This is a genomic window from Shewanella spartinae (assembly GCF_019457555.1).
In the GTDB taxonomy this organism is placed as follows: Bacteria; Pseudomonadota; Gammaproteobacteria; order Enterobacterales; family Shewanellaceae; genus Shewanella; species Shewanella loihica.
This window is the reverse complement of record NZ_CP080418.1, coordinates 4110816-4137027: the sequence shown is the minus strand read 5'-3', so window position 1 is coordinate 4137027 and position 26212 is coordinate 4110816. Positions and strand designations below refer to the sequence as shown.

Annotated in this window: 13 protein-coding genes, 3 tRNA genes and 7 rRNA genes; 13 read left to right on the top strand and 10 right to left on the bottom strand. The window is 46.8% G+C overall.

Annotation, left to right across the window (positions count from 1 at the left end; translation table 11 throughout):
* Positions 1-656 precede the first annotated feature (656 nt).
* From K0I31_RS17855 to rrf (K0I31_RS17810), 10 genes are all read left to right on the top strand, one after another.
* Positions 657-2201: ribosomal RNA gene (locus K0I31_RS17855) — 16S ribosomal RNA — on the top strand.
* A 69-nt stretch (positions 2202-2270) separates the two neighbouring features.
* Positions 2271-2347 (top strand) — tRNA-Ile (locus tag K0I31_RS17850).
* Between the two features lie 52 nt (positions 2348-2399).
* Positions 2400-2475: transfer RNA gene (locus K0I31_RS17845), tRNA-Ala, on the top strand.
* Between the two features lie 245 nt (positions 2476-2720).
* Positions 2721-5613 (top strand): 23S ribosomal RNA (locus tag K0I31_RS17840).
* 112 nt (positions 5614-5725) lie between these two features.
* A 5S ribosomal RNA gene (gene rrf, locus K0I31_RS17835) occupies positions 5726-5841 on the top strand.
* Between the two features lie 82 nt (positions 5842-5923).
* A tRNA-Thr gene (locus tag K0I31_RS17830) sits at positions 5924-5999 on the top strand.
* Positions 6000-6008: 9 nt separating this feature from the next.
* A 5S ribosomal RNA gene (gene rrf, locus K0I31_RS17825) occupies positions 6009-6124 on the top strand.
* Positions 6125-7964: 1840 nt separating this feature from the next.
* Positions 7965-9507: ribosomal RNA gene (locus K0I31_RS17820) — 16S ribosomal RNA — on the top strand.
* Between the two features lie 251 nt (positions 9508-9758).
* Positions 9759-12651 (top strand): 23S ribosomal RNA (locus K0I31_RS17815).
* 122 nt (positions 12652-12773) lie between these two features.
* A 5S ribosomal RNA gene (gene rrf / locus K0I31_RS17810) occupies positions 12774-12889 on the top strand.
* The 16S, 23S and 5S rRNA genes sit together here with 3 tRNA genes alongside, the layout of an rRNA operon.
* Before the next feature lie 936 nt (positions 12890-13825).
* Here rrf (K0I31_RS17810) and mutT read toward each other — a convergent pair.
* From mutT to nadC, 10 genes are all read right to left on the bottom strand, one after another.
* Positions 13826-14215: an 8-oxo-dGTP diphosphatase MutT gene (mutT, locus tag K0I31_RS17805; protein ID WP_011867240.1), complete on the bottom strand. Its 390-nt coding sequence runs from the start codon at positions 14213-14215 to the stop codon at positions 13826-13828.
* Positions 14216-14428, bottom strand: a complete 213-nt coding sequence (gene yacG, locus K0I31_RS17800) for a DNA gyrase inhibitor YacG (RefSeq protein WP_041407493.1) — start codon at positions 14426-14428, stop codon at positions 14216-14218.
* A gap of 48 nt (positions 14429-14476) precedes the next feature.
* Entirely contained in the window at positions 14477-15211 is a 735-nt protein-coding gene (zapD, locus tag K0I31_RS17795; protein WP_011867238.1) for a cell division protein ZapD, read from the bottom strand.
* Between the two features lie 8 nt (positions 15212-15219).
* The gene (gene coaE / locus K0I31_RS17790) at positions 15220-15825 is read right to left on the bottom strand and encodes a dephospho-CoA kinase (RefSeq protein ID WP_011867237.1); all 606 of its coding nucleotides are present in this window, start codon (positions 15823-15825) and stop codon (positions 15220-15222) included.
* Between the two features lie 20 nt (positions 15826-15845).
* Positions 15846-16757 (bottom strand): prepilin peptidase, encoded by a 912-nt coding sequence (locus K0I31_RS17785; protein ID WP_220079237.1) that lies wholly within the window; start codon positions 16755-16757, stop codon positions 15846-15848.
* Positions 16758-16800: 43 nt separating this feature from the next.
* Positions 16801-18072 carry a type II secretion system F family protein gene (locus tag K0I31_RS17780; RefSeq protein WP_220079236.1) on the bottom strand — a complete coding sequence of 424 codons (1272 nt, stop codon included), beginning with the start codon at positions 18070-18072 and terminating at the stop codon, positions 16801-16803.
* 32 nt (positions 18073-18104) lie between these two features.
* A complete protein-coding gene (gene pilB, locus K0I31_RS17775) occupies positions 18105-19811 on the bottom strand; it encodes a type IV-A pilus assembly ATPase PilB (RefSeq protein WP_220079235.1) in 1707 nt (568 codons plus the stop codon).
* Between the two features lie 217 nt (positions 19812-20028).
* On the bottom strand, positions 20029-20406 hold the full coding sequence (locus K0I31_RS17770) for a prepilin-type N-terminal cleavage/methylation domain-containing protein (protein ID WP_220079234.1): 378 nt from the start codon (positions 20404-20406) through the stop codon (positions 20029-20031).
* A 474-nt stretch (positions 20407-20880) separates the two neighbouring features.
* Complete coding sequence (locus tag K0I31_RS17765; RefSeq protein WP_220079233.1) at positions 20881-22545, bottom strand: PglL family O-oligosaccharyltransferase; 1665 nt, start codon at positions 22543-22545, stop codon at positions 20881-20883.
* 45 nt (positions 22546-22590) lie between these two features.
* Positions 22591-23469 carry a carboxylating nicotinate-nucleotide diphosphorylase gene (gene nadC, locus K0I31_RS17760; protein WP_220079232.1) on the bottom strand — a complete coding sequence of 293 codons (879 nt, stop codon included), beginning with the start codon at positions 23467-23469 and terminating at the stop codon, positions 22591-22593.
* A gap of 285 nt (positions 23470-23754) precedes the next feature.
* On the opposite strand from nadC, the gene ampD reads away from it, so the two are divergent.
* The 3 genes from ampD to pdhR all read left to right on the top strand — a co-directional run bounded on the left by ampD (position 23755) and on the right by pdhR (position 26205).
* Positions 23755-24300, top strand: coding sequence for a 1,6-anhydro-N-acetylmuramyl-L-alanine amidase AmpD (gene ampD / locus K0I31_RS17755; RefSeq protein WP_220079231.1), 546 nt, complete (start codon positions 23755-23757; stop codon positions 24298-24300).
* A 62-nt stretch (positions 24301-24362) separates the two neighbouring features.
* Entirely contained in the window at positions 24363-25214 is an 852-nt protein-coding gene (gene ampE, locus K0I31_RS17750; protein WP_220079230.1) for a beta-lactamase regulator AmpE, read from the top strand.
* 238 nt (positions 25215-25452) lie between these two features.
* A complete protein-coding gene (gene pdhR / locus K0I31_RS17745) occupies positions 25453-26205 on the top strand; it encodes a pyruvate dehydrogenase complex transcriptional repressor PdhR (protein WP_011867228.1) in 753 nt (250 codons plus the stop codon).
* Positions 26206-26212 lie beyond the last annotated feature (7 nt).

Below are 26212 nucleotides of genomic sequence, written 5' to 3'. Positions count from 1 at the left end.
AGTTAAGCAAAAACATTAGTTAAGCAACAGCATTAGCTAAACTATATCTTAGTAAGTGGACTGATTTAGCCAAGCATAATAAAAAGCCATCCTTAGGATGGCTTTTTTGATCCTCGAGGTTCCATGACCAGCAGGTATAAAATTGGCCTAAATGCCAATATTTGTGGATAACTTTGGGGGTAAATAGTGCGTATGATGTGACTATCTAAAAAGATTGAAAAAAGTCTGATTTTTCTTAAAAAACCACTTGCGCCCAAATCAGAACTGCCTATAATGCGCATCCACTGACACGGCAAAGCAGACAACGCAGCGTCGAAACACTTGGTAGCCAAGGCGATAAGGTGGTCAGTCACTGAAAAGTGAAGCCTCAAAAAGTTTGCAAAAACTGCTTGACGCGAACAAGGGATTGCGTAGAATACGCAGCCCTAGCCACTCGGGAATCACCGGGGTGTGCTAACGCTCTTTAACAATTTATCAAGTAATCTGTGTGGACACTCACAGGTATTGAGTTAATCGAAAACGATTTAAATCTCAATGCAACGATGAGTGTTCATAGCAATATGTACAAACATGTAGATGATTCTTCCGAGTCATTTATGTGAATCAGAATTCATTGAGTCGCTTCCTTTTGAATAAAGAGTGGAGCAAAAAACTTTTAATTGAAGAGTTTGATCATGGCTCAGATTGAACGCTGGCGGCAGGCCTAACACATGCAAGTCGAGCGGTAACAGGAGGAAAGCTTGCTTTCTTTGCTGACGAGCGGCGGACGGGTGAGTAATGCCTAGGGAACTGCCCAGTCGAGGGGGATAACAGTTGGAAACGACTGCTAATACCGCATACGCCCTACGGGGGAAAAGAGGGGATCTTCGGACCTTCTGCGATTGGATGTACCTAGGTGGGATTAGCTAGTAGGTGAGGTAATGGCTCACCTAGGCGACGATCCCTAGCTGTTCTGAGAGGATGATCAGCCACACTGGGACTGAGACACGGCCCAGACTCCTACGGGAGGCAGCAGTGGGGAATATTGCACAATGGGCGCAAGCCTGATGCAGCCATGCCGCGTGTGTGAAGAAGGCCTTCGGGTTGTAAAGCACTTTCAGCGAGGAGGAAAGGTTAACGGTTAATACCCGTTAGCTGTGACGTTACTCGCAGAAGAAGCACCGGCTAACTTCGTGCCAGCAGCCGCGGTAATACGAGGGGTGCAAGCGTTAATCGGAATTACTGGGCGTAAAGCGTACGCAGGCGGTTGATTAAGCGAGATGTGAAAGCCCCGGGCTTAACCTGGGAACTGCATTTCGAACTGGTCAACTAGAGTCTTGTAGAGGGGGGTAGAATTTCAGGTGTAGCGGTGAAATGCGTAGAGATCTGAAGGAATACCGGTGGCGAAGGCGGCCCCCTGGACAAAGACTGACGCTCAGGTACGAAAGCGTGGGGAGCAAACAGGATTAGATACCCTGGTAGTCCACGCCGTAAACGATGTCTACTCGGAATTTGGTGTCTTGAACACTGGGTTCTCAAGCTAACGCATTAAGTAGACCGCCTGGGGAGTACGGCCGCAAGGTTAAAACTCAAATGAATTGACGGGGGCCCGCACAAGCGGTGGAGCATGTGGTTTAATTCGATGCAACGCGAAGAACCTTACCTACTCTTGACATCCAGAGAACTTTCCAGAGATGGATTGGTGCCTTCGGGAACTCTGAGACAGGTGCTGCATGGCTGTCGTCAGCTCGTGTTGTGAAATGTTGGGTTAAGTCCCGCAACGAGCGCAACCCTTATCCTTACTTGCCAGCGGGTAATGCCGGGAACTTTAGGGAGACTGCCGGTGATAAACCGGAGGAAGGTGGGGACGACGTCAAGTCATCATGGCCCTTACGAGTAGGGCTACACACGTGCTACAATGGTCGGTACAGAGGGTTGCGAAGCCGCGAGGTGGAGCTAATCTCACAAAGCCGGTCGTAGTCCGGATTGGAGTCTGCAACTCGACTCCATGAAGTCGGAATCGCTAGTAATCGTGGATCAGAATGCCACGGTGAATACGTTCCCGGGCCTTGTACACACCGCCCGTCACACCATGGGAGTGGGCTGCACCAGAAGTAGATAGCTTAACCTTCGGGAGGGCGTTTACCACGGTGTGGTTCATGACTGGGGTGAAGTCGTAACAAGGTAGCCCTAGGGGAACCTGGGGCTGGATCACCTCCTTACCTATACGATTGATTGATATTTGTTGAGTGTTCACACAGATTACTTGATAGAAGATAGAGAATGACGTTGGGTCTGTAGCTCAGCTGGTTAGAGCGCACCCCTGATAAGGGTGAGGTCGGTGGTTCAAGTCCACTCTGACCCACCAATCTTTTCAACTGGAAAGATTCGGTAAACGTATTATTCTCGCTGCATGTAATGGGGCTATAGCTCAGCTGGGAGAGCGCCTGCCTTGCACGCAGGAGGTCTGCGGTTCGATCCCGCATAGCTCCACCATTTGCTCTTAAAAAGAGCATGCAGTTATGGTTAGAGATGCCAAAGATAAATGCAGAATTTATCTTTGGCTTTTTTAAGCCCGCTCTTTAAAAATTTGGAAAGCTGATAGTAATAACCGAAAGGTTATTGCGAAAAATAATTGAGTTCTCAAAACACACTTTAATCAAGTGACTTGAGTATTCTTTTGGCGAAAGTAGAAACCGTTAGTTGCGATGCGACTCAGATGAAACTCATTTGGGTTGTATGGTTAAGTGACTAAGCGTATACGGTGGATGCCTTGGCAGTCAGAGGCGATGAAGGACGTAGTAACTTGCGAAAAGCGTTGGCGAGCTAGTAACAAGCATTTGAGCTAACGATGTCCGAATGGGGAAACCCGGCACCATAAGGTGTCATCACTAAGTGAATACATAGCTTAGTGAGGCGAACGAGGGGAACTGAAACATCTAAGTACCCTTAGGAAAAGAAATCAACCGAGATTCCCCTAGTAGCGGCGAGCGAACGGGGATTAGCCCTTAAGCCTAGAGGGTGTTAGTGGAATGTGTTGGAAAGCACAGCGATACAGGGTGATAGCCCCGTACATGAAAACTAACTTTAGGTGAAAACGAGTAGGACGGGACACGTGATATCTTGTTCGAATATGGGGGGACCATCCTCCAAGGCTAAATACTCCTGACTGACCGATAGTGAACCAGTACCGTGAGGGAAAGGCGAAAAGAACCCCTGTGAGGGGAGTGAAATAGAACCTGAAACCGTATACGTACAAGCAGTGGGAGCGGTTCTTGAGACCGTGACTGCGTACCTTTTGTATAATGGGTCAGCGACTTACATTTTGTAGCGAGGTTAAGCGAATAGCGGAGCCGTAGGGAAACCGAGTGTTAACTGCGCGTTTAGTTGCAAGGTGTAGACCCGAAACCCGGTGATCTAGCCATGGGCAGGTTGAAGGTTGAGTAACATCAACTGGAGGACCGAACACACGTATGTTGAAAAATGCGGTGATGACTTGTGGCTGGGGGTGAAAGGCCAATCAAACCGGGAGATATCTGGTTCTCCTCGAAAGCTATTTAGGTAGCGCCTCGAGCGAATACCATTGGGGGTAGAGCACTGTTAAGGCTAGGGGGTCATCCCGACTTACCAACCCTTTGCAAACTCCGAATACCAATGAGTACTACTCGGGAGACACACGGCGGGTGCTAACGTCCGTCGTGAAAAGGGAAACAACCCAGACCATCAGCTAAGGTCCCAAAGTTATTGCTAAGTGGGAAACGATGTGGGAAGGCTTAGACAGCTAGGATGTTGGCTTAGAAGCAGCCATCATTTAAAGAAAGCGTAATAGCTCACTAGTCGAGTCGGCCTGCGCGGAAGATATAACGGGGCTAAGCAATACACCGAAGCTATGGGTACTAGCGCTTGCGCTAGTGCGGTAGAGGAGCGTTCTGTAAGCCGTTGAAGGTGAAGGGGTAACCCACGCTGGAGGTATCAGAAGTGCGAATGCTGACATGAGTAACGATAAAGGGGGTGAAAAACCTCCTCGCCGAAAGACCAAGGGTTCCTGTCCAACGTTAATCGGGGCAGGGTGAGTCGACCCCTAAGGCGAGGCCGAAAGGCGTAGTCGATGGGAAACGGGTTAATATTCCCGTACTTCTGCTAACTGCGATGGAGAGACGGAGAAGGCTAGGCTAGCGCGGCGTTGGTTGTCCGCGTTTAAGGCTGTAGGTAGGGTACTTAGGCAAATCCGGGTACCTAATACTGAGAGTTGATGACGAGTCACTACGGTGATGAAGTAGTTGATGCCATGCTTCCAGGAAAATCTTCTAAGCTTCAGGTTAGCAGGAATCGTACCCCAAACCGACACAGGTGGTCGGGTAGAGAATACCAAGGCGCTTGAGAGAACTCGGCTGAAGGAACTAGGCAAAATGGTACCGTAACTTCGGGAGAAGGTACGCTCCTGTTGGTGATGAGACTTGCTCTCTAAGCTGACGGGAGTCGCAGATACCAGGTGGCTGCAACTGTTTATCAAAAACACAGCACTGTGCAAAATCGCAAGATGACGTATACGGTGTGACGCCTGCCCGGTGCCGGAAGGTTAATTGATTGGGTTATCTTCGGAGAAGCTCATGATCGAAGCCCCGGTAAACGGCGGCCGTAACTATAACGGTCCTAAGGTAGCGAAATTCCTTGTCGGGTAAGTTCCGACCTGCACGAATGGCGTAATGATGGCCACGCTGTCTCCAGCCGAGACTCAGTGAAGTTGAAATTGCGGTGAAGATGCCGTATACCCGCGGCTAGACGGAAAGACCCCGTGAACCTTTACTATAGCTTGGCACTGAACATTGACCCTACATGTGTAGGATAGGTGGGAGACTTTGAAGCGGGAACGCCAGTTCTCGTGGAGTCATCCTTGAAATACCACCCTTGTAGTGTTGATGTTCTAACTCTGGCCCCTGAATCGGGGTTGAGGACAGTGCCTGGTGGGTAGTTTGACTGGGGCGGTCTCCTCCCAAAGAGTAACGGAGGAGCACGAAGGTTGGCTAAGTACGGTCGGACATCGTACGGTTAGTGCAATGGCATAAGCCAGCTTAACTGCGAGACATACACGTCGAGCAGGTGCGAAAGCAGGTCATAGTGATCCGGTGGTTCTGAATGGAAGGGCCATCGCTCAACGGATAAAAGGTACTCCGGGGATAACAGGCTGATACCGCCCAAGAGTTCATATCGACGGCGGTGTTTGGCACCTCGATGTCGGCTCATCACATCCTGGGGCTGAAGTCGGTCCCAAGGGTATGGCTGTTCGCCATTTAAAGTGGTACGCGAGCTGGGTTCAGAACGTCGTGAGACAGTTCGGTCCCTATCTGCCGTGGGCGTTGGATGATTGAAGGGAGCTGCTCCTAGTACGAGAGGACCGGAGTGGACGAACCGCTGGTGTTCGGGTTGTCATGCCAATGGCATTGCCCGGTAGCTACGTTCGGAATCGATAACCGCTGAAAGCATCTAAGCGGGAAGCGAGCCCTAAGATGAGTCATCCCTAGACCTTTAAGGTCTCTAAAGAGCCGTCCGAGACTAGGACGTTGATAGGCAGGGTGTGTAAGCGTTGTGAGGCGTTGAGCTAACCTGTACTAATGACTCGTGAGGCTTAACCATACAACCCAAAAGGGTTTTACTGCAAAGTAAGTAATGGTTTTACGTAATCAAAAGAATACAAAGTACTTGATTGAAGTGCGAACTCAAACAGCTTTCTAAATTTCCAATTTTGTCTGGAAACCATAGCATTGTGGTCCCACCTGATCCCATCCCGAACTCAGAAGTGAAACGCAATCGCGCCGATGGTAGTGTGGGGTCTCCCCATGTGAGAGTAGGTCATTTCCAGACACTAATTTCGCTTAACCTTTAAGGTATAGCAAAATAACCAAGCGCATTTAGAGTAAGACGCATAGTTATTTAACAGTTTTGTGCTGATATGGCTCAGTCGGTAGAGCGCATCCTTGGTAAGGATGAGGTCCCCAGTTCGATTCTGGGTATCAGCACCACTAAATTTGTCTGGAAACCATAGCATTGTGGTCCCACCTGATCCCATCCCGAACTCAGAAGTGAAACGCAATCGCGCCGATGGTAGTGTGGGGTCTCCCCATGTGAGAGTAGGTCATTTCCAGACGCCTAATATAGCAAAAAGCCCTAGCCTAAAACGCTAGGGCTTTTTGCTTTCTACACTCTGAGAAAAAACTTACCCCGATGTCGCCCCACCGCCGGGCGTGGTGATAAACCGTATCCTGAGCTTATGACATTCGCTACATCCATGTGCCTTGTCATCGGCCGCGAAGCATAGCTTCTCCGTGTTCAAGTCAGGCTAAATAATGCTTATTCAAAGAGCCCTACTTTCACCCCCACGTATTCGCTTCACGAACCGAGCAGATTATTTTCAGGCGTCTAATAACGAGGAATCTCACTCGAACATGGGGGAGGTAAATCGTCCTCACGCAGTGAGATACAATCCCATGCTGAGGTTGATAATGCATTCTGCAATATCGACACTTCAGCTGTTCAGGGCTCTCTTGCTTCTCAGCTTGCAGCTTAGCTTCAGGCACCTTCAAGAACCAACCATCAAGATGAGCTAAATAAGAGGGTCTCTTACGCCTCATGTGATAGATCGATAAATGGATACTGCTAAATCGACATCTCCACAAATCATAGCGGCATAGGAGTGAAGAACTTGCGTCGATCAAATGTAATTTGGTGCAGACAATGGAGGATTTAGAGAGCTTAGCTCGAAGCTGTCCACGATAGGCGCTAAAGATCCAAAACGTCCTTTATTTAGTTGAGCCGTGACAATGTCTGATGATAAGTGCCAGGGTAAATGAGCCCTTATGTATGCTTATCTAAAGGGCGATATTGCCACCATTCATGCATGCAAGCTTTTGCATGCATCAGATGATTTAACCCTTCAACTATAGAGTTGAACCTTATTGGTTACTCGATTGGCTTGAGATGTTTTTCCTAGGATCACCATAAGCATTCAGGTCCATACATGCTATTCCCTGCTTAGCCAAGTTGACCCTGATAGCCTAATGTCTCATAGAGCAAAGATGTTTTTCTGTTTTTGAGTTAATTTACATTCATTTTCGCTTTTGAACGTCCATGGTAAGTAGTTCGTCAAACGCTTAGTGGATACCTTAATTCTTCATTCTATAACATGCCTGGTATTAGAATTCCTTCAAAAAAATATTTCGATCGCCTAACACGATCTTTTCTTTTCCCTAATTTTTACCGGAGCAGTGATGGGTAGATATTTATTCTGGCCGTAAAGGCAATTGTCACTTCCTTCTTTTTAGATAAAGCGCATAGGCCGTCAGCGCTCAAGTCTCTCTCGTTAGCCAGTTTGCTATGTTTGAAAGTAAGCGGTGACCAGCCTGTGCCAGTGTTTCAATTGTCACTTTTGTGGATAACTTTGTGCGTAATTTGTGTAAAGGGTGTGCTTATATCAGGTATAAAAAATAAGTTCATTTTTATTGAAAAAAGCCCTTGCGCAAAAGATTTGGCTCCCTATAATGCGCTCCCACTGACACGGCAAACGGCGCTACTTACCAAGTGAGTAGGTAACGAATGTCGAGTCAAGGTGATAAGCGGTTCGAGTTTTTAAGCCGGTAGTTACAGCGCGAAAGCACAGTAATTAACCACTTAAAAATCTTTTGAAAAAAGCGCTTGACGCCGACAGGGAGAAGCGTAGAATACGCAGCCCTAGCCCGCTGGACTCCAGTATGAGGCAAACGTTCTTTAACAAGATAAAACAAGAAATCTGTGTGGGCACTCACAGGTATTGAGTTAATCGAAAACGATTTAAATCTCAATGCATGATTTACTAAATCTAGTTTTGCTAGAGATAGTGAGTGTTCATAGCAATATGTACAAACATGTAGATGATTCTTCCGAGTCATTTATGTGAATCAGAATTCATTGAGTCGCTTCCTTTTGAATAAAGAGTGGAGCAAAAAAACTTTTAATTGAAGAGTTTGATCATGGCTCAGATTGAACGCTGGCGGCAGGCCTAACACATGCAAGTCGAGCGGTAACAGAAAGTAGCTTGCTACTTTGCTGACGAGCGGCGGACGGGTGAGTAATGCCTAGGGAACTGCCCAGTCGAGGGGGATAACAGTTGGAAACGACTGCTAATACCGCATACGCCCTACGGGGGAAAAGAGGGGATCTTCGGACCTTCTGCGATTGGATGTACCTAGGTGGGATTAGCTAGTAGGTGAGGTAATGGCTCACCTAGGCGACGATCCCTAGCTGTTCTGAGAGGATGATCAGCCACACTGGGACTGAGACACGGCCCAGACTCCTACGGGAGGCAGCAGTGGGGAATATTGCACAATGGGCGCAAGCCTGATGCAGCCATGCCGCGTGTGTGAAGAAGGCCTTCGGGTTGTAAAGCACTTTCAGCGAGGAGGAAAGGTTAACGGTTAATACCCGTTAGCTGTGACGTTACTCGCAGAAGAAGCACCGGCTAACTTCGTGCCAGCAGCCGCGGTAATACGAGGGGTGCAAGCGTTAATCGGAATTACTGGGCGTAAAGCGTACGCAGGCGGTTGATTAAGCGAGATGTGAAAGCCCCGGGCTTAACCTGGGAACTGCATTTCGAACTGGTCAACTAGAGTCTTGTAGAGGGGGGTAGAATTTCAGGTGTAGCGGTGAAATGCGTAGAGATCTGAAGGAATACCGGTGGCGAAGGCGGCCCCCTGGACAAAGACTGACGCTCAGGTACGAAAGCGTGGGGAGCAAACAGGATTAGATACCCTGGTAGTCCACGCCGTAAACGATGTCTACTCGGAATTTGGTGTCTTGAACACTGGGTTCTCAAGCTAACGCATTAAGTAGACCGCCTGGGGAGTACGGCCGCAAGGTTAAAACTCAAATGAATTGACGGGGGCCCGCACAAGCGGTGGAGCATGTGGTTTAATTCGATGCAACGCGAAGAACCTTACCTACTCTTGACATCCAGAGAACTTTCCAGAGATGGATTGGTGCCTTCGGGAACTCTGAGACAGGTGCTGCATGGCTGTCGTCAGCTCGTGTTGTGAAATGTTGGGTTAAGTCCCGCAACGAGCGCAACCCTTATCCTTACTTGCCAGCGGGTAATGCCGGGAACTTTAGGGAGACTGCCGGTGATAAACCGGAGGAAGGTGGGGACGACGTCAAGTCATCATGGCCCTTACGAGTAGGGCTACACACGTGCTACAATGGTCGGTACAGAGGGTTGCGAAGCCGCGAGGTGGAGCTAATCTCACAAAGCCGGTCGTAGTCCGGATTGGAGTCTGCAACTCGACTCCATGAAGTCGGAATCGCTAGTAATCGTGGATCAGAATGCCACGGTGAATACGTTCCCGGGCCTTGTACACACCGCCCGTCACACCATGGGAGTGGGCTGCACCAGAAGTAGATAGCTTAACCTTCGGGAGGGCGTTTACCACGGTGTGGTTCATGACTGGGGTGAAGTCGTAACAAGGTAGCCCTAGGGGAACCTGGGGCTGGATCACCTCCTTACCTATACGATTGACTGATATTTGTTGAGTGTTCACACAGATAACTTGTTCTTGTTAGAGCGAGTGGCACGTCCGAGCGACGATGCTTGTTCTTTAAAAATTTGGAAAGCTGATAGTAATAATCGAAAGATTATTGCGAAAAATAATTGAGTTCTCAAAACACACTTTAATCAAGTGACTTGAGTATTCTTTTGGCGAAAGTAGAAACCGTTAGTTGCGATGCGACTCAGATGAAACTCATTTGGGTTGTATGGTTAAGTGACTAAGCGTATACGGTGGATGCCTTGGCAGTCAGAGGCGATGAAGGACGTAGTAACTTGCGAAAAGCGTTGGCGAGCTAGTAACAAGCATTTGAGCTAACGATGTCCGAATGGGGAAACCCGGCACCATAAGGTGTCATCACTAAGTGAATACATAGCTTAGTGAGGCGAACGAGGGGAACTGAAACATCTAAGTACCCTTAGGAAAAGAAATCAACCGAGATTCCCCTAGTAGCGGCGAGCGAACGGGGATTAGCCCTTAAGCCTAGAGGGTGTTAGTGGAATGTGTTGGAAAGCACAGCGATACAGGGTGATAGCCCCGTACATGAAAACTAACTTTAGGTGAAAACGAGTAGGACGGGACACGTGATATCTTGTTCGAATATGGGGGGACCATCCTCCAAGGCTAAATACTCCTGACTGACCGATAGTGAACCAGTACCGTGAGGGAAAGGCGAAAAGAACCCCTGTGAGGGGAGTGAAATAGAACCTGAAACCGTATACGTACAAGCAGTGGGAGCGGTTCTTGAGACCGTGACTGCGTACCTTTTGTATAATGGGTCAGCGACTTACATTTTGTAGCGAGGTTAAGCGAATAGCGGAGCCGTAGGGAAACCGAGTGTTAACTGCGCGTTTAGTTGCAAGGTGTAGACCCGAAACCCGGTGATCTAGCCATGGGCAGGTTGAAGGTTGAGTAACATCAACTGGAGGACCGAACACACGTATGTTGAAAAATGCGGTGATGACTTGTGGCTGGGGGTGAAAGGCCAATCAAACCGGGAGATATCTGGTTCTCCTCGAAAGCTATTTAGGTAGCGCCTCGAGCGAATACCATTGGGGGTAGAGCACTGTTAAGGCTAGGGGGTCATCCCGACTTACCAACCCTTTGCAAACTCCGAATACCAATGAGTACTACTCGGGAGACACACGGCGGGTGCTAACGTCCGTCGTGAAAAGGGAAACAACCCAGACCATCAGCTAAGGTCCCAAAGTTATTGCTAAGTGGGAAACGATGTGGGAAGGCTTAGACAGCTAGGATGTTGGCTTAGAAGCAGCCATCATTTAAAGAAAGCGTAATAGCTCACTAGTCGAGTCGGCCTGCGCGGAAGATATAACGGGGCTAAGCAATACACCGAAGCTATGGGTACTAGCGCTTGCGCTAGTGCGGTAGAGGAGCGTTCTGTAAGCCGTTGAAGGTGAAGGGGTAACCCACGCTGGAGGTATCAGAAGTGCGAATGCTGACATGAGTAACGATAAAGGGGGTGAAAAACCTCCTCGCCGAAAGACCAAGGGTTCCTGTCCAACGTTAATCGGGGCAGGGTGAGTCGACCCCTAAGGCGAGGCCGAAAGGCGTAGTCGATGGGAAACGGGTTAATATTCCCGTACTTCTGCTAACTGCGATGGAGAGACGGAGAAGGCTAGGCTAGCGCGGCGTTGGTTGTCCGCGTTTAAGGCTGTAGGTAGGGTACTTAGGCAAATCCGGGTACCTAATACTGAGAGTTGATGACGAGTCACTACGGTGATGAAGTAGTTGATGCCATGCTTCCAGGAAAATCTTCTAAGCTTCAGGTTAGCAGGAATCGTACCCCAAACCGACACAGGTGGTCGGGTAGAGAATACCAAGGCGCTTGAGAGAACTCGGCTGAAGGAACTAGGCAAAATGGTACCGTAACTTCGGGAGAAGGTACGCTCCTGTTGGTGATGAGACTTGCTCTCTAAGCTGACGGGAGTCGCAGATACCAGGTGGCTGCAACTGTTTATCAAAAACACAGCACTGTGCAAAATCGCAAGATGACGTATACGGTGTGACGCCTGCCCGGTGCCGGAAGGTTAATTGATTGGGTTATCTTCGGAGAAGCTCATGATCGAAGCCCCGGTAAACGGCGGCCGTAACTATAACGGTCCTAAGGTAGCGAAATTCCTTGTCGGGTAAGTTCCGACCTGCACGAATGGCGTAATGATGGCCACGCTGTCTCCAGCCGAGACTCAGTGAAGTTGAAATTGCGGTGAAGATGCCGTATACCCGCGGCTAGACGGAAAGACCCCGTGAACCTTTACTATAGCTTGGCACTGAACATTGACCCTACATGTGTAGGATAGGTGGGAGACTTTGAAGCGGGAACGCCAGTTCTCGTGGAGTCATCCTTGAAATACCACCCTTGTAGTGTTGATGTTCTAACTCTGGCCCCTGAATCGGGGTTGAGGACAGTGCCTGGTGGGTAGTTTGACTGGGGCGGTCTCCTCCCAAAGAGTAACGGAGGAGCACGAAGGTTGGCTAAGTACGGTCGGACATCGTACGGTTAGTGCAATGGCATAAGCCAGCTTAACTGCGAGACATACACGTCGAGCAGGTGCGAAAGCAGGTCATAGTGATCCGGTGGTTCTGAATGGAAGGGCCATCGCTCAACGGATAAAAGGTACTCCGGGGATAACAGGCTGATACCGCCCAAGAGTTCATATCGACGGCGGTGTTTGGCACCTCGATGTCGGCTCATCACATCCTGGGGCTGAAGTCGGTCCCAAGGGTATGGCTGTTCGCCATTTAAAGTGGTACGCGAGCTGGGTTCAGAACGTCGTGAGACAGTTCGGTCCCTATCTGCCGTGGGCGTTGGATGATTGAAGGGAGCTGCTCCTAGTACGAGAGGACCGGAGTGGACGAACCGCTGGTGTTCGGGTTGTCATGCCAATGGCATTGCCCGGTAGCTACGTTCGGAATCGATAACCGCTGAAAGCATCTAAGCGGGAAGCGAGCCCTAAGATGAGTCATCCCTAGACCTTTAAGGTCTCTAAAGAGCCGTCCGAGACTAGGACGTTGATAGGCAGGGTGTGTAAGCGTTGTGAGGCGTTGAGCTAACCTGTACTAATGACTCGTGAGGCTTAACCATACAACCCAAAAGGGTTTCGTATAATGGTTTTACGTAATCAAAAGAATACAAAGTACTTGATTGAAGTGCGAACTCAGATTGACTCTTAGATAAGAGTACAGCTTTCCGAATTTCCAAATTTGTCTGGAAACCATAGCATTGTGGTCCCACCTGATCCCATCCCGAACTCAGAAGTGAAACGCAATCGCGCCGATGGTAGTGTGGGGTCTCCCCATGTGAGAGTAGGTCATTTCCAGGCGCCTAATAAACGAGAAATCCCCAGCACTACGTGCTGGGGATTTTTTCGTTTAACAGCTTTTGAAATATCTACTGGAACATGGGGAATATAAAGAGCCCGAACGTAGTGAAGTGCATTTCCATGTGAAGTAGGGCGAATATCGCGACAGCGATGTGCTTATGAGCGCGAAGCTTTAGCGGAGCTGGCCATGACAGGCGTCTAAATTGTTCCCAGTAATTTATTGCACTTCCTACATCCATGTAGGTCGCGTGAAAGTGTTGCTTCACACGCAGCCCACAGCCACTTCGTGGGTGGCAGTTAAGTGCTCCAATCATTAAACTGCATTTCCGCCATCCAAGGCGGTCGCCCACCGCTGAGCTTGCCCATAAACTGCATATTGCGTTTATGGCATTCGGTATTTCCATGTGCCTTGCCCTCAGCTCGCAGCCTAGCTGCTTCGCGCTCCAGTAATTCATCAAGCTGCGCTTGACAAGCGGATGTCTTACGCCCTCATGTTAGAGCCTTAATTTCTTAATTAAACACGGTGGAATTTCTAGTTTGAAGCCTATATGTATTGCTTGATAAGGGGCTGAATTTGCTCTCAAGTAAAAGACGGCGAATGATAAATCTGACTAAGTCTGTATATTTCGCATTCGTGATGGGTAACAAGACGGAGTCTGGGCTGAAGCTAGCAACTGAGATTCTATTTGGCCCGATGCGTGGCTTTTCAATACCATTATGTATGACACTAGCCAATGAGGTTTAATGGTGTCTGGCTGATGATTATTTGGTGAGTGACGGAGATTTTAATTAAAGCCATTGTATAAGTCGTTTATCTCATATCGATCGTACTTATTCGAGAATCCATCTTCAGGAAGTGGTACGTTGAAAGCGATTGCGATTTGCTAGAAAAGAAGTGTAAAGCCCGAGCTGATTTTCGGGCTTTCGGATTCTTTGCTATAAAGAGAGGAGCTTTTCTATGATGGGCGTATTGGCTTCTGGAAAGTCAAAGTCTTTGAGCTCGTCGAGTCTAGCCCATTTAACTTCTTGGCCTTCAAGTCCCTGAGCTTCACCAGAAAAGGATTTTACTGTATGGATATCAAGATATACCTGTTTATCCGGATAATCGTGGGAAATTGCCATTAAGGGGCTTGTGGAGGTAACTTTTATTGCAACTTCCTCCCTTAACTCTCTTATCAGCGCTTCGGAGGTTGTCTCACCAGATTCGACCTTGCCACCAGGAAATTCCCACTTCCCACCTTGGTGTAGATGATCTGGGCGTTTGGCAAGTAAGATCTGCTCTTGTTCATCGAATACTATGCCTACCGCGACGTGCACACGTTTCATTTAGTGGTCCTTAAAAAAGTCTGCTTCTTCATAGCCTAATGAATCTAGGGCTTCGGGATCAAACTCGGGTTTTACTGGGATGGCGTGCTTTTCTGATGCCCAGTCGCCAAGGTCGATCAGCTTACATCTTTCACTGCAGAAGGGTTTAAATTGAGATTCTTTTGACCAAAGCACCTCTTTCTGGCAGGTAGGGCACTTAACTGTGGTTGGCATAAACATTCCCATAGGCCGGTTTGTAACAGTCGGCTATGGTAAACCACTTTAGGTGCAGGTTGCCAACATAAAGTCTATCGATCTGTCTGAGTGTTTTTGTTGGTCAAATAAGACGAAATGTATGGCGTAGCGGTTACGGTTGCCACTGATGGTGGGGTAGCATCCCTGAGCGGGATCTATCTTCACTCGGATAAGTGAGAGGGCTTGAGTGCTCGACCCTTGATAAAAGCCAGCGGTGGCCGTTGCAGGGTTATAAACGGTTGTTTTACGGGTGAGCTCAAGTAGTAATTTGATTGGTGTTAACAGGCATTCGAAATGTTCTGTCCAGTTCTTGTACTCTTGCTGGCGTACTTCCCAGGGTTTGGCTAACCAGTAATGTAGCTGGGGTAGATCGAAATTACAGCAGGCACCTGGCATGCCAAATCGCTGGCGTAATGCTGAGAGAAATCTGTCTTGTTTTAGTTTTTGACCGGGTCGTTCACAGCGGATTAGCTTAACTCTCGCCTCTTGCATCTGATCGATATAGCCTTCTACCTGCTGCTCATCGATGTGGGGGAGGTGCTGCCATTTTTTGAGGTTTATGAGCTGCTTATCGATGTCTTTTATAATTTCACCGCGATAGTCACAACGTTCGGTGAGTTCACAAAGAGAAAATAACGGATAGAAACAACGATGTTGATGATCTTGATCTAAATTACTTTGCACCTGATTAGCGAGGTACTCTAGCCTAAGGTAGCTTCGAGTCTTCTCGTTTAGCGGTTGTTCATAGATCAATTCATTCATGATGATTATCAAGTCTGAGCGGCTAATTTTATGTATTTATTATGTAATGCAGCGACTTTTTCTTTTAATGCCGAGATATCACCTCGATTATCGATAACATCATCGGCTTTAGATAGTTTTTCGTCTCTGCTCGCCTGGCTAGCTATTATATTTTTTACTTGCTGCGCATCGACAGCATCCCTTTCAGTGGTCCGCTTTATTTGTAACTCTGGCGAAATATCAACCACTAAAGTGCAATTGACTAACCTATCTAAACCGTTCTCAAATAGCAAGGGGACAACTAAAATTGCGTAGGCCGAGGTCGCATTTTGCAATTGTGTTAACATTTCCGTCCGAATTAACGGGTGCAGAAGGTTATTCAACCACTCTCTTGCAGATGGGTCGTTAAAAATTTTTTCTCTTAAAGCAGCGCGATTGAGCTCACCATTTTCAAGTAGGACGCTTGGACCAAAATGATGAGCAATTTCGGTTAGCCCTTTCGTTCCCTTGGCGACAACCTCTCTACTGACAACATCTGCGTCAACAAGATCAATACCCAATTCGCCAAACAAGTTGGCGACAGTTGTCTTGCCGCTTCCTATACCGCCGGTGAGGCCTACAACAAATTTCGACATGATGTTTTCTTAGCTAAAGGCTATAAGGTAGATAGGTACCAATTTACTATATTCTCACCCCAAATCATGGCTATCCAGCCTGCTAAGGCGATATAAGGGCCAAATGGTATGGGATTGCCAGAATTGATCTTCTTATTGACGATGAGCAGCAAGCCAACTAGTGCGCCAACAATGGAGGATAACAGGATGATGAGGGGCAGTAATTGCCAGCCAAACCAGGCACCGAATACGGCTAATAGCTTAAAGTCGCCATAACCCATACCTTCCTTGCCGGTTAATATTTTGAATCCCCAGAACACGCTCCAAAGGCTCATATAGCCTGCAGAAGCGCCAATGACCGCATCTGTAATCGAGACATAGGTGCCATTTAGATTTATAAGTAGGCCAATCCATAAGAGTGGCAAAGTGACCTGATCCGGCAGCAGCATCTCATCGAGATCTATTCCTGTTAAGGCTACTAGACCAAAGGTCAGAATGGTGGCAAAGACAAATTGCCAAGTTGGGCCAAAATGGTAAGCGAGGTAGGCCACTGCAAACCCTGTTAAGGCTTCTATGATGGGGTACCTTACAGAAATATTTGTCTTACAATGAGCGCACTTACCTCCTAGCATTAACCACCCAACTATGGGGATGTTGTGCCAAGGTTTTATATCGGTTTTACACTTAGGGCAAGATGAGCCCGGAACGATAAGATTGTATTTTTCTGGAAAATCATCGATAGGCTGGGCTAGCTTATCTTTAATTTCTGTAACGTTAGCCTTGTGGTATTCGTCGAGATATTGGTTGCATTCCTCTTGCCATTCTCTTTTCATCATCACGGGAAGGCGATGAATCACTACATTTAAAAAGCTGCCAATGACCGCGGCAAAGGCAAAGGAAATTGCGGCAAACAGCAAAGGGTACTGAGCCATTAATTGGATAAAATCAGTCATTGAAAATGCTTATTCTTGTTATTGAAAAAGTAAAAGTGGATGGTTAGCCGACAACGTTGCCTAACTGGAAGATAGGAAGATACATACCGACAATCAAACCACCTACTAGGGTACCTATTACGACCATCATCATAGGTTCTATTAAGCTTGATAAAGCGTCAACTGCATCATCGACTTGCATCTCGTAAATGTTGGCGACTTTATTAAGCATCTCGTCGAGTCCACCAGATTCTTCACCTATCATAACCATCTGGATAAGCATATCGGGAAAGAGACCTGTGGTCCGCATGGCGACATTCATCTGCATACCCGACATTACCTCGGTACGAACTTTAGTCAGTGCGCTACGATAGACATAGTTACCTGAAGCGCCTGCTGCAGATTCGAGCCCATCAATTAGTGGCACCCCAGCAGCAAAAGTTGTAGCTAAGGTTCTTGCAAAGCGTGCCATTGCCGCTTTATGGAGTATGTCTCCTATTACTGGAATTTTTAGAACGAGTTCATCGATTCTATTACGGAAGTTTTGAGAATTAAGATGTGCCCTCCTGAAGGCCCAAACTGTTGCAATAATTCCAATGACAAAAAAATACCATGATGATTGTAACCAGCGGGATAATCCCACGATCATTTGTGTAAAAGCTGGTAACTCAGCACCAAAGCCCGCAAAAATGCTTTCAAACTGAGGTACAACAAAAAGAAGTAATAAAGTAGTAACTGCTATGGCTACGATTACCACTGCAGCAGGGTAAAACATCGCTTTTTTAATTTTTGATTTGAGTGCCTCAGCTTTTTCTCGATAGGTTGCAATACGATCGAATACAGCGTCTAGCGAGCCAGAATGCTCACCCGCACCAACTAAATCCACATAGAGATCATCAAAATATTTTTTGTGGGGTCTTAGAGAGTCGGATAAAGGAATACCGGCTTGGACATCGCTTACTATGGTACCTAATAACTCACGCATCTTTGGTTTTTCATGTCCACGCCCCAGCATTTCAAGGGTGGTAACAATGGGAACACCAGCCGCCAGCATAGTTGCTATTTGGCGGGTGATCATGGCTATGTCCATTGCTTTAATTTTTGGATCACGTTTAAATAATGGTTCAGCTTTCTTCTTAACAACCTTCGGGTTAACCCCTTGAGATTTTAATTGGGCTTTAATTTCTGCCGATGATGTGCCGCGCAGTTCACCACTGGTTTTTTTACCGTCACGATTGGTTCCCTTCCATTCGAAAGTGACAACTTTAGGTTGAACCTTGGCTGCCTTTTGCTTTTTTGTTTTAGTCGTTGTTTTTGCAAGTGATGCGGTAGCCATTGGGGATCCTTTTGAAGTCTGTTCAGTTTACTTTAGAAGCTGGTTACTCGGTTGATTTCAGCAATGCTCGTCACCCCAGCGATGACTTTGCGAAGTCCCGACTCACGTAGATCGCGCATGCCTTGCTCTTTGGCCTGGTTGGCAATTTGCAATGAATTGCCTCCTTCCATAATAGTACGGGCAATTTCATCTGACATCTTCATTACTTCGTAAATACCCACTCGGCCCTTATATCCACCAGAGCAGAGATCGCAGCCAACAGGTTTAAAGACGGTAAATCCGTCATCAATTTGGGCCTGGGTAAAGCCTAATTTGAGTAGTTCGTGTTCAGGGACCTCTTCTGGTTGACGACATTCGGTACACAGTCTTCGCGCGAGACGTTGAGCAATAATCAGGTTGACTGAACTCGCTATGTTATATCCGGGCACCCCCATGTTGATTAGACGGGTTAAGGTTTCCGCAGCGGAGTTGGTATGCAGGGTTGATAATACTAAGTGCCCGGTTTGCGCTGCTTTGATTGCTATTTCAGCGGTTTCCAAATCACGTATTTCACCAACCATTACGACATCAGGGTCTTGACGCAGGAAAGAGCGTAGAGCAGAGGCAAAAGTAAGACCTGCCTTGAGATTAATGTGAACTTGGTTCACGCCTTCAAGGTTAATTTCTACCGGATCTTCTGCAGTAGAGATGTTACGTTCTTGAGTATTAAGAATATTTAGACCGGTATAGAGAGATACAGTCTTACCTGAGCCTGTTGGGCCTGTGACTAAGATCATTCCTTGGGGCTTGGCAAGCATTTCTTCGTATAGTTCTCTTTGATCATCTTCATATCCAAGCTTTTCGATGCCGAGCTGCGCCGAAGAAGAGTCCAATATACGCATTACGATTTTTTCGCCCCAGATAGTGGGCAAGGTGCTGACACGAAAGTCGATAGACTTTGTACGAGACAGCTTCATCTTGATTCGACCATCTTGAGGGACGCGGCGCTCGGCGATATCAAGCTTAGACATTACCTTAAGGCGAGCTGAGATGCGACCAGCTAGATTGACTGGCGGCTCGGATACTTCGTGTAAGATACCATCGATACGAAAGCGAATGCGGTATCGCTTCTCGTAAGGTTCGAAATGTAAATCTGATGCGCCTTTACGTATGGCATCAGTAAGGATTTTGTTGATGTAGATGACAATTGGAGCATCATCGGCAGCATCACTTTGCTCTTCTTGGTGTTTGTCGGTGTCGGTGATTTCAATGCCTGAAAGAGAATCTTCATCTATACCATCTAAATCGAGTGCCGAGATATCTTCTTCGAGTACTTTTTCGAGTGCTACAGTAAGTTTATCGTCTTCTACTAGAATGGCTTCAGCATGTAGACCTGCGCTAAATTGAAAGTCTTCTAATGCCGCTATATTAGTGGGATCTGAGGTTCCGATGTAAAGACGGTTACCGCGCTTGAAAAGCGGAAGACATTTGTGTTTTTCGATTAGTTTTTTATTGAGAAAGTCTTCGGGGATACTTGATATATCAAATTCATCGAGATCGAGTAGCGGCGTACCGTATTCTTCATAACACAACTCAGCGATTTCTCGTGCCGAGAGGATTTTTTCGGTAACAATTGTAGATACAAGAGATAATTTGGTTTGCCTAGACTTAGTTATGGCGTCCGACATCTGTTCTTCGGTTAGGAGAGATTTTCTTATGAACAGAGTCGATAGACCTAGGTGCAGTCCTGTCGTAGGCATTGTAACATTTCCTAATTCATTTTCTGGTATCTAGATGCAAACTATTGATACTATGAGCATATCTGTCTACCAGCTAACCAGTATAATTGCGTCATTGGTGAGCAGAATTGCTGTACGTAAGACTACTTAATTAAACTCTACTATTCAGAAAATTACACGAACGATTTGAAGATAAATCAACAAATCGTTCGTAAGTCACTTTAACGTAGTCTAGTTTTTATAGCTGTTTACAAGTGGCAGTTTCCCAGTCACATTCAATTTGAGTCGCGCTAGCATCTTTAGCTGTGAATGTGCTTGTTGCCCCAGATAAATTGGCAAGTGTTGTAGTTGTTGATGTCAAGTCCAACCCAGTTGGAGAAGCTAGACAAGATACTGCATTATATGCAGATTGGGTTGTTTCGCCAAGAACGGAAGCTGATTTAGCTTTAACGAAGGCTGCAGCTTCTCCCATACATGAGTTGATCTTACCTTTGTTAACATACTCTTGGTACGCAGGTAGCGCGATAGCAGCCAAAATACCAATGATGGCGACAACAATCATCAACTCGATTAGAGTGAAACCCTTTGCTTGCTTGCTCTTTTGAAAACCTTTCATTTTAAATCTCCGATATTTATCATCTTTTGTAACTGTTGGTGAGTCTTATAAAGTGGACCCAAACTAACCTGTTATTGAATTTCTGACGTGCATCTGTGTCTACACGTCTGCATGTCGCCCGGCTCCATTTGATTGGCAAGTGATTAGTTTTTAACTACAAACCACTTACTTTAAACCAAGTCTGGCTGCCTGCTGTAAAAGTTAGTACAAAGTTACAGAAATTGAAATAGCAAATCACCATAAAGTGTTAATGAAAAGAACATTTTGTCTAAAAAGACGAATTTACAAGCAATATAGTTCTAGCTTTTTTTTGACACCTTGGTAGCTAGCGTCGGTAAAACGTCATTTGTCAAAACTTGGCGTTTTGATTTTAAGCTGGCTTTCAGCAGATAGAGTGTGTCTATTGCTGCTGGAGTCATTTGTATTGGTGGACTCCGTTTCTTCTTGCTTTCTTTTTAGTCAACTGGTACGACTCTATTTAGATGGACGAGTCATAGGTGCATTCTGGAAGTATATGCTTTGAGGAAAAATCATCTTCCCTTCATTATATGTCTCCAAGTAATGTTCATAGTCCCGTAGCTTTATGTAAGCCTGGATCAAACCATGATAATAAGTATCTCTGGGAGAGTGTTTTATTAGCTTCTTTGTTTTGCTAATAAAGTATTCTGTTGATTCTATATCATTACTTTTAAGTAGAGGAAGAAGATACAACTGATACTCTACCATAGGTAATAAAGGGGTGGGGTTTATAATGTTGGTTAAAAACGCTCTCTGACGGTATTCACTCTTTACAAAATTTTCTACACAATGGAATGTGTAAAGCCCAGTAAGCATGTAAGAGATAGTGATAGCAGGAATAGCTAAGGAAGCGATTTTAAGTTTTATAAATCTTGGTAGGGAGAGCGATTCCATATCGAAGAATTTTGCTTCTAAAACGTATAGTGTAAAGAGGAAAGTTATCCACACTATTGCAGAATGATAGAATGGAAGCTCAGTCATGGAATGAAATGCAGCAGGGAAAATGATAGCCACACAAAATAAGCCGATTCTCCATCCTTTTTTAAAATACCTGTGAAGCATAGCTGTGAAAAGTGTCAGTGCTGCAATAATTGGCAGAAGACCCCCTTCGATCCCCCATAGTAATATTTCATTGTGAGGGTGAGCTGTATTTGTTGGGAAGATAAATCCTGGTTTTATATTGTTAATATTCCCAACTTGGCTGTGCTGGAAAACCACATCGAAGCTACCATATCCTGTACCAAACAGTAGGTTTTCATAAAGTACTGAAAGAGAAGTTGTATAAATGTGTAGTCTATTGAAGTCTACGATGCCCTTTGTCGGTAAGTCTGTGCTATAAAAAAAGCTAATTATCAAAGGTATAGATATACCAAGGAGTATGGATGCATACCATTGCTGCAGATGATTCTTTTGTGCTTTTTTAAACAGGAATGGTGCAGTGCCCACTAATAGAACAAAAAGTGAAATTGTGGCGGTTCTTGATCCATTTAAAATAACCATATAGCTAGCAAGGAGTGATGTAAGCATCAGGAGTCGTTGAGAGGTATTGCCTTCTTTTGCGGAAGACAATAAATAGGCGCTTAAGGCAAGTCCCATTACCATGAAGGTTGACATGACGTTTGGTTGTTGGAAAATGCCAAACGGAGGTGAAATTTCAGGATTATAATTGAACCAGTTATTGGTTGTTAGTATGTACTGTTGAAAAAAACCCAAAACAGCTTCGATAATGACGCCTATCAATATCCATACAATAAGTTTTTCACGTGAGGAAGCAGAGAAGTTTAATTGATAGATGCTGAATAAGAATGCAAGGCCTGCTAAAAGCCCTACCAATCTTTGGGTGCTGTAAATAGCTAGCTCATTATTTACATAAAGCAAAGGAAAAAATAGAGTTATTGAAAATATTGTCGAATAAATTAATAGTTTTGACTTGATGACAATGTTATTAGTCTGAGTTTGCCACAGCCCAAGCCCAATCAGTATAGATACAAAGCACCATACAACAAGGTTAAAAGGAAGCTCTAAACCTACTCCTCCAAAATTGTTATGAAAGTAGTGCATGCCAACTGCAAACATTAGAGCAAAAATAATATAGAAATAACGTTGGGTTGCAGTTGTCATGCAAGTTCCTTTTGTGTGTAAGGTTTTTTTATTTGTTTTATACCTTTATTTCAGGCGTAGCGACAAATCCAGCGCCTTGACGTGTTTAGTGAGGGCGCCGACTGAAATGTAGTCGATTCCTGTCTTGGCAAAGTCTGAGATGGTGTCTAGGGTCACGTTGCCCGACACCTCGAGTTTTACCCGCTGGTTTTCGCTATAGCTGTTATTTAGCTCTACCGCCTCTATCATCATGGTGACGTCAAAATTGTCGAGCATGACGATATCGGCACCTGCATCGAGTGCCTGCTTGAGTTCATCTATGCTTTCGACTTCGACCTCCACTAGCTTGTCGCTGGCAAGCCTTCGGGCGGCATTAATGGCAGAGGCAATTGAGCCACTGGCCATGATGTGATTTTCCTTGATAAGGAAGGCGTCGAACAAGCCTATTCGATGGTTCTTGCCACCGCCGCAGGTGACGGCATATTTTTGTGCCGTGCGTAGGCCAGGAATGGTTTTGCGGGTATCTAATAGCTTGCAGTGAGTACCTGCCAGTCTGTCGACATAGAGTTTGGTTAGGGTGGCAACGCCAGATAGTGTCTGGATAAAGTTCATCGCGGTGCGCTCACCAGTCAGGATGGCTCGGGCCGAACCTGACATTTCACATAACACTTGGTTCGGTAAGACGAGATCGCCATCATCCACATGCCAGTGCAGGGCAACTTCACCACCTAGCTGGTTAAAGACTTGTTCTGCCCAGGCCTTACCACAAAAGACCCCTTCTTCGCGGGTGATCAAGGTGGCCTGCGCATACTTTTCGCTTGGAATAAGTTGAGCCGTGATATCCAGGCTTAACTTTTCTTCGGCGGTAAGATTTGAATCGGCCTGAAAACCTAAATCTTCTTCGAGTGCGACTTTGACGGCTAATCTAATGTCATTTTCCAGCATCTTTTTTTCCTCATGGCGGCTCGCCGCACTCCCTGAGCGCATCACTTGTGGCTCGAATGGGTTATCTCTCTTGATTCAAAGGCTGCGAGCACTTAGCTATATGTCGTTAATAGTAACAAATCCGTGATTGAAAAAGCAGGGATATTTAGTGCTACCCGGTGAAGATAGACGCAATTTGTGCCGATTTGTAATCATTGCTCTCGTGTGACTGGCGGCTATCATCCGAATTGGGTTAAAGTGCTAACGGCTTGATATTGTTTGGAGGTAGATTGGTCTGTGGCTAACATGACATTGCATAAAGGTTGGATTCGAGAGTGTCGACAGTGTGTCTCGCCACATTTTAATGCCCGTCCAGATGATGAGGTGAGCCTGCTGGTGATCCACAACATTAGCCTGCCTGCCGGGCAGTTTGGCTTGCCCTATATCGATCAGCTTTTCCAAGGCTGTTTGGATATTCAAGCCGATGAGAGTTTTTGCGACCTACAAGGATTAGAAGTGTCGGCGCATTTTCTTGTACGGCGAGACGGCGAGTTGGTGCAGTATGTCAGCTGTGATGACCGCGCCTGGCATGCCGGCGTCTCCTCATTTGCAGGGCGTACCGGTTGTAACGACTTTGCCATAGGTATTGAGCTCGAAGGAACAGATAGCCTTGCCTATACCGACGAGCAGTATGAGCGGCTCTCGCAATTAACCTTGGTCTTGTTTGACGCATATCCTATGCTCAATAGAAATCTTATCGTCGGGCACTGCGACATTGCCCCAGGGCGTAAGACAGATCCGGGCGAGAGTTTCGACTGGCACAGATATCGCGCCAGCCTAGTGACTGGCTAAGCTACTCAATAGTTTCATTGACCAAAAGTAAAATAATTAGATGGAAGGGAGAGGGGAGTAAGATGGCACTGTTTTCCTTATTGTTGGCGATCATGATTGAGCGCCTCAAGCTATTACCCCAGGCATGGCAGCTAGAAACCCTATTAGCCTTGTATGCCAAGAGTTTCTTTGGTCGCAAGCAGCTAACCAATGATCTTATGATGGCGATTGCGTTGATTTTGCCAGCGATAGCCGTCCAAGTGCTGGCCTGGTTTGTGGCCGGCATGTTTTGGGGGCTATTGAGCCTCGGGCTCTGGGTCGGGGTGTCGATTCTCTGTTTCAGTCATCTCAAGCAGCGACAGGTGTTCAAGCAATATATACAGGCAGCCTGCCGCGGCGATGCCCAGGCCTGTTACCATTTTGCCGATGAGCTCGATCCCTATGTGTCACTTAATGCCGTTTCCGAGCAGGATCTTGGCGAGAAGGTCGGGCAAACGGTTGCCTGGCTTAACTATCGCTTCTATGGCGCCGTAGCCTTATACCTTATCTTCTTTGGACCGGCCGGTGCCGTGCTCTACTGTACCGTGCGTTATTTCTCAGACGATGCCAAGAGCCGAGGCGCGGAGCTTCCCATCGTGGATACCGCCTTGATGCTGTTGGACTGGCTGCCGAGCCGCCTGATCGCCCTGGGTTACGTACTCAGCGGCCACTTTTCGCTGGCATTTAGTCGTTGGCGCGAGCAGGCATTGTGCTGGCGCTGCCCTGCGCGAGATGTGATCTCAGAGGTTGCCTTGGCGGCAGAGACAGTTGAATTTAATTCACCTACACCAATTTGCGTCCAATCGACCATCTCTTTGCTACAGTTGAGTAAGCGAAACTTTATCTTACTCGTGATCGGTCTCTCTTTGCTGACGATCTTCGGGGTGGTAGTGTAGGGACTGGGCGAGACCGGCGGCTATTTAGCGCCTGACTCGCTTCGTTGCTTCTACTTAATGCCAACCTTAGGTGCTTGGAGCAATGGTCAGACCCCTTAATCATAAATATAAGCTATTCTCACAAATCGTGAGTTTACATGAAGCAGATCACGAACTGGACATCTGAAATGTGATTTGATAAAGTGCGCTCAGTCAATTAAATTGGTAAGACCAATTTACAATAGGAGCTGAGGGCCATATGGCTTATAGCAAAATCAACCAGCCAAAAATTTCTGACGTGATCATGAATCAGCTGGAGCAGATGATCCTAGAGGGGAGTCTGCAACCGGGTCAGAAGTTACCACCAGAGCGTGAATTGGCACTGCAATTCGAAGTCTCTCGACCATCTCTTCGTGAAGCAATTCAAAAGTTAGAAGCAAAAGGCCTGCTGCTGCGTCGTCAAGGCGGTGGAACCTATGTCAAAGAGCAACTTTGGCAGAGTCTTGCCGATCCTATTGTGGAACTGATGCACAGCGATTCCGAGAGTCAGTATGACCTCCTCGAGTTTCGTCACGCCACTGAAGGCATGATGGCCTATTTTGCGGCGCTTCGGGGTACCGATGCGGACATGCAAAACATCAAAGAAAAAATCCAAGCGGTAGAAGCTGCGTCTGACATCGAGGCGAAGGCAGAGGCGATCGTGTGTTTTTATCGCGCCATTGCCGAGGCCTCACACAACGTGGCTATGCTGCACTTGGTACTGAGTTTATCTCCCGTGCTGCATAAGAATGTGGCGCAAAACCTAGAGTTGCTAAAGCGCAGAGCTGATGCCTCTAAAATGGCGAACGAGCATAGGCAAGATCTTCTTGCCGCCATCGTCCGTCGTGATCCCGAAGCCGCAAGAGAAGCCTCAAACGAGCATCTAAGCTACATTGAGGAAGTGATGTTGTCTGTGAGGGAAGAAGATAGCCGGTTGCAGCGTAGTCTGCGCCGTTTGAAGAGTGGCGCGTAGGCTTAGG

Bases quoted from the DNA above. Each gene is read 5' to 3' on its own strand.
- coaE (WP_011867237.1), bottom strand. From the start codon at position 15,825: ATGTCGAAATTTGTTGTAGGCCTCACCGGCGGTATAGGAAGCGGCAAG.
- mutT (WP_011867240.1), bottom strand. From the start codon at position 14,215: ATGAAACGTGTGCACGTCGCGGTAGGCATAGTATTCGATGAACAAGAG.
- pilB (WP_220079235.1), bottom strand. From the start codon at position 19,811: ATGCCTACGACAGGACTGCACCTAGGTCTATCGACTCTGTTCATAAGA.
- yacG (WP_041407493.1), bottom strand. From the start codon at position 14,428: ATGCCAACCACAGTTAAGTGCCCTACCTGCCAGAAAGAGGTGCTTTGG.
- nadC (WP_220079232.1), bottom strand. From the start codon at position 23,469: ATGCTGGAAAATGACATTAGATTAGCCGTCAAAGTCGCACTCGAAGAA.
- K0I31_RS17765 (WP_220079233.1), bottom strand. From the start codon at position 22,545: ATGACAACTGCAACCCAACGTTATTTCTATATTATTTTTGCTCTAATG.
- K0I31_RS17780 (WP_220079236.1), bottom strand. From the start codon at position 18,072: ATGGCTACCGCATCACTTGCAAAAACAACGACTAAAACAAAAAAGCAA.
- pdhR (WP_011867228.1), top strand. From the start codon at position 25,453: ATGGCTTATAGCAAAATCAACCAGCCAAAAATTTCTGACGTGATCATG.
- K0I31_RS17770 (WP_220079234.1), bottom strand. From the start codon at position 20,406: ATGAAAGGTTTTCAAAAGAGCAAGCAAGCAAAGGGTTTCACTCTAATC.
- K0I31_RS17785 (WP_220079237.1), bottom strand. From the start codon at position 16,757: ATGACTGATTTTATCCAATTAATGGCTCAGTACCCTTTGCTGTTTGCC.
- zapD (WP_011867238.1), bottom strand. From the start codon at position 15,211: ATGAATGAATTGATCTATGAACAACCGCTAAACGAGAAGACTCGAAGC.
- ampE (WP_220079230.1), top strand. From the start codon at position 24,363: ATGGCACTGTTTTCCTTATTGTTGGCGATCATGATTGAGCGCCTCAAG.
- ampD (WP_220079231.1), top strand. From the start codon at position 23,755: ATGACATTGCATAAAGGTTGGATTCGAGAGTGTCGACAGTGTGTCTCG.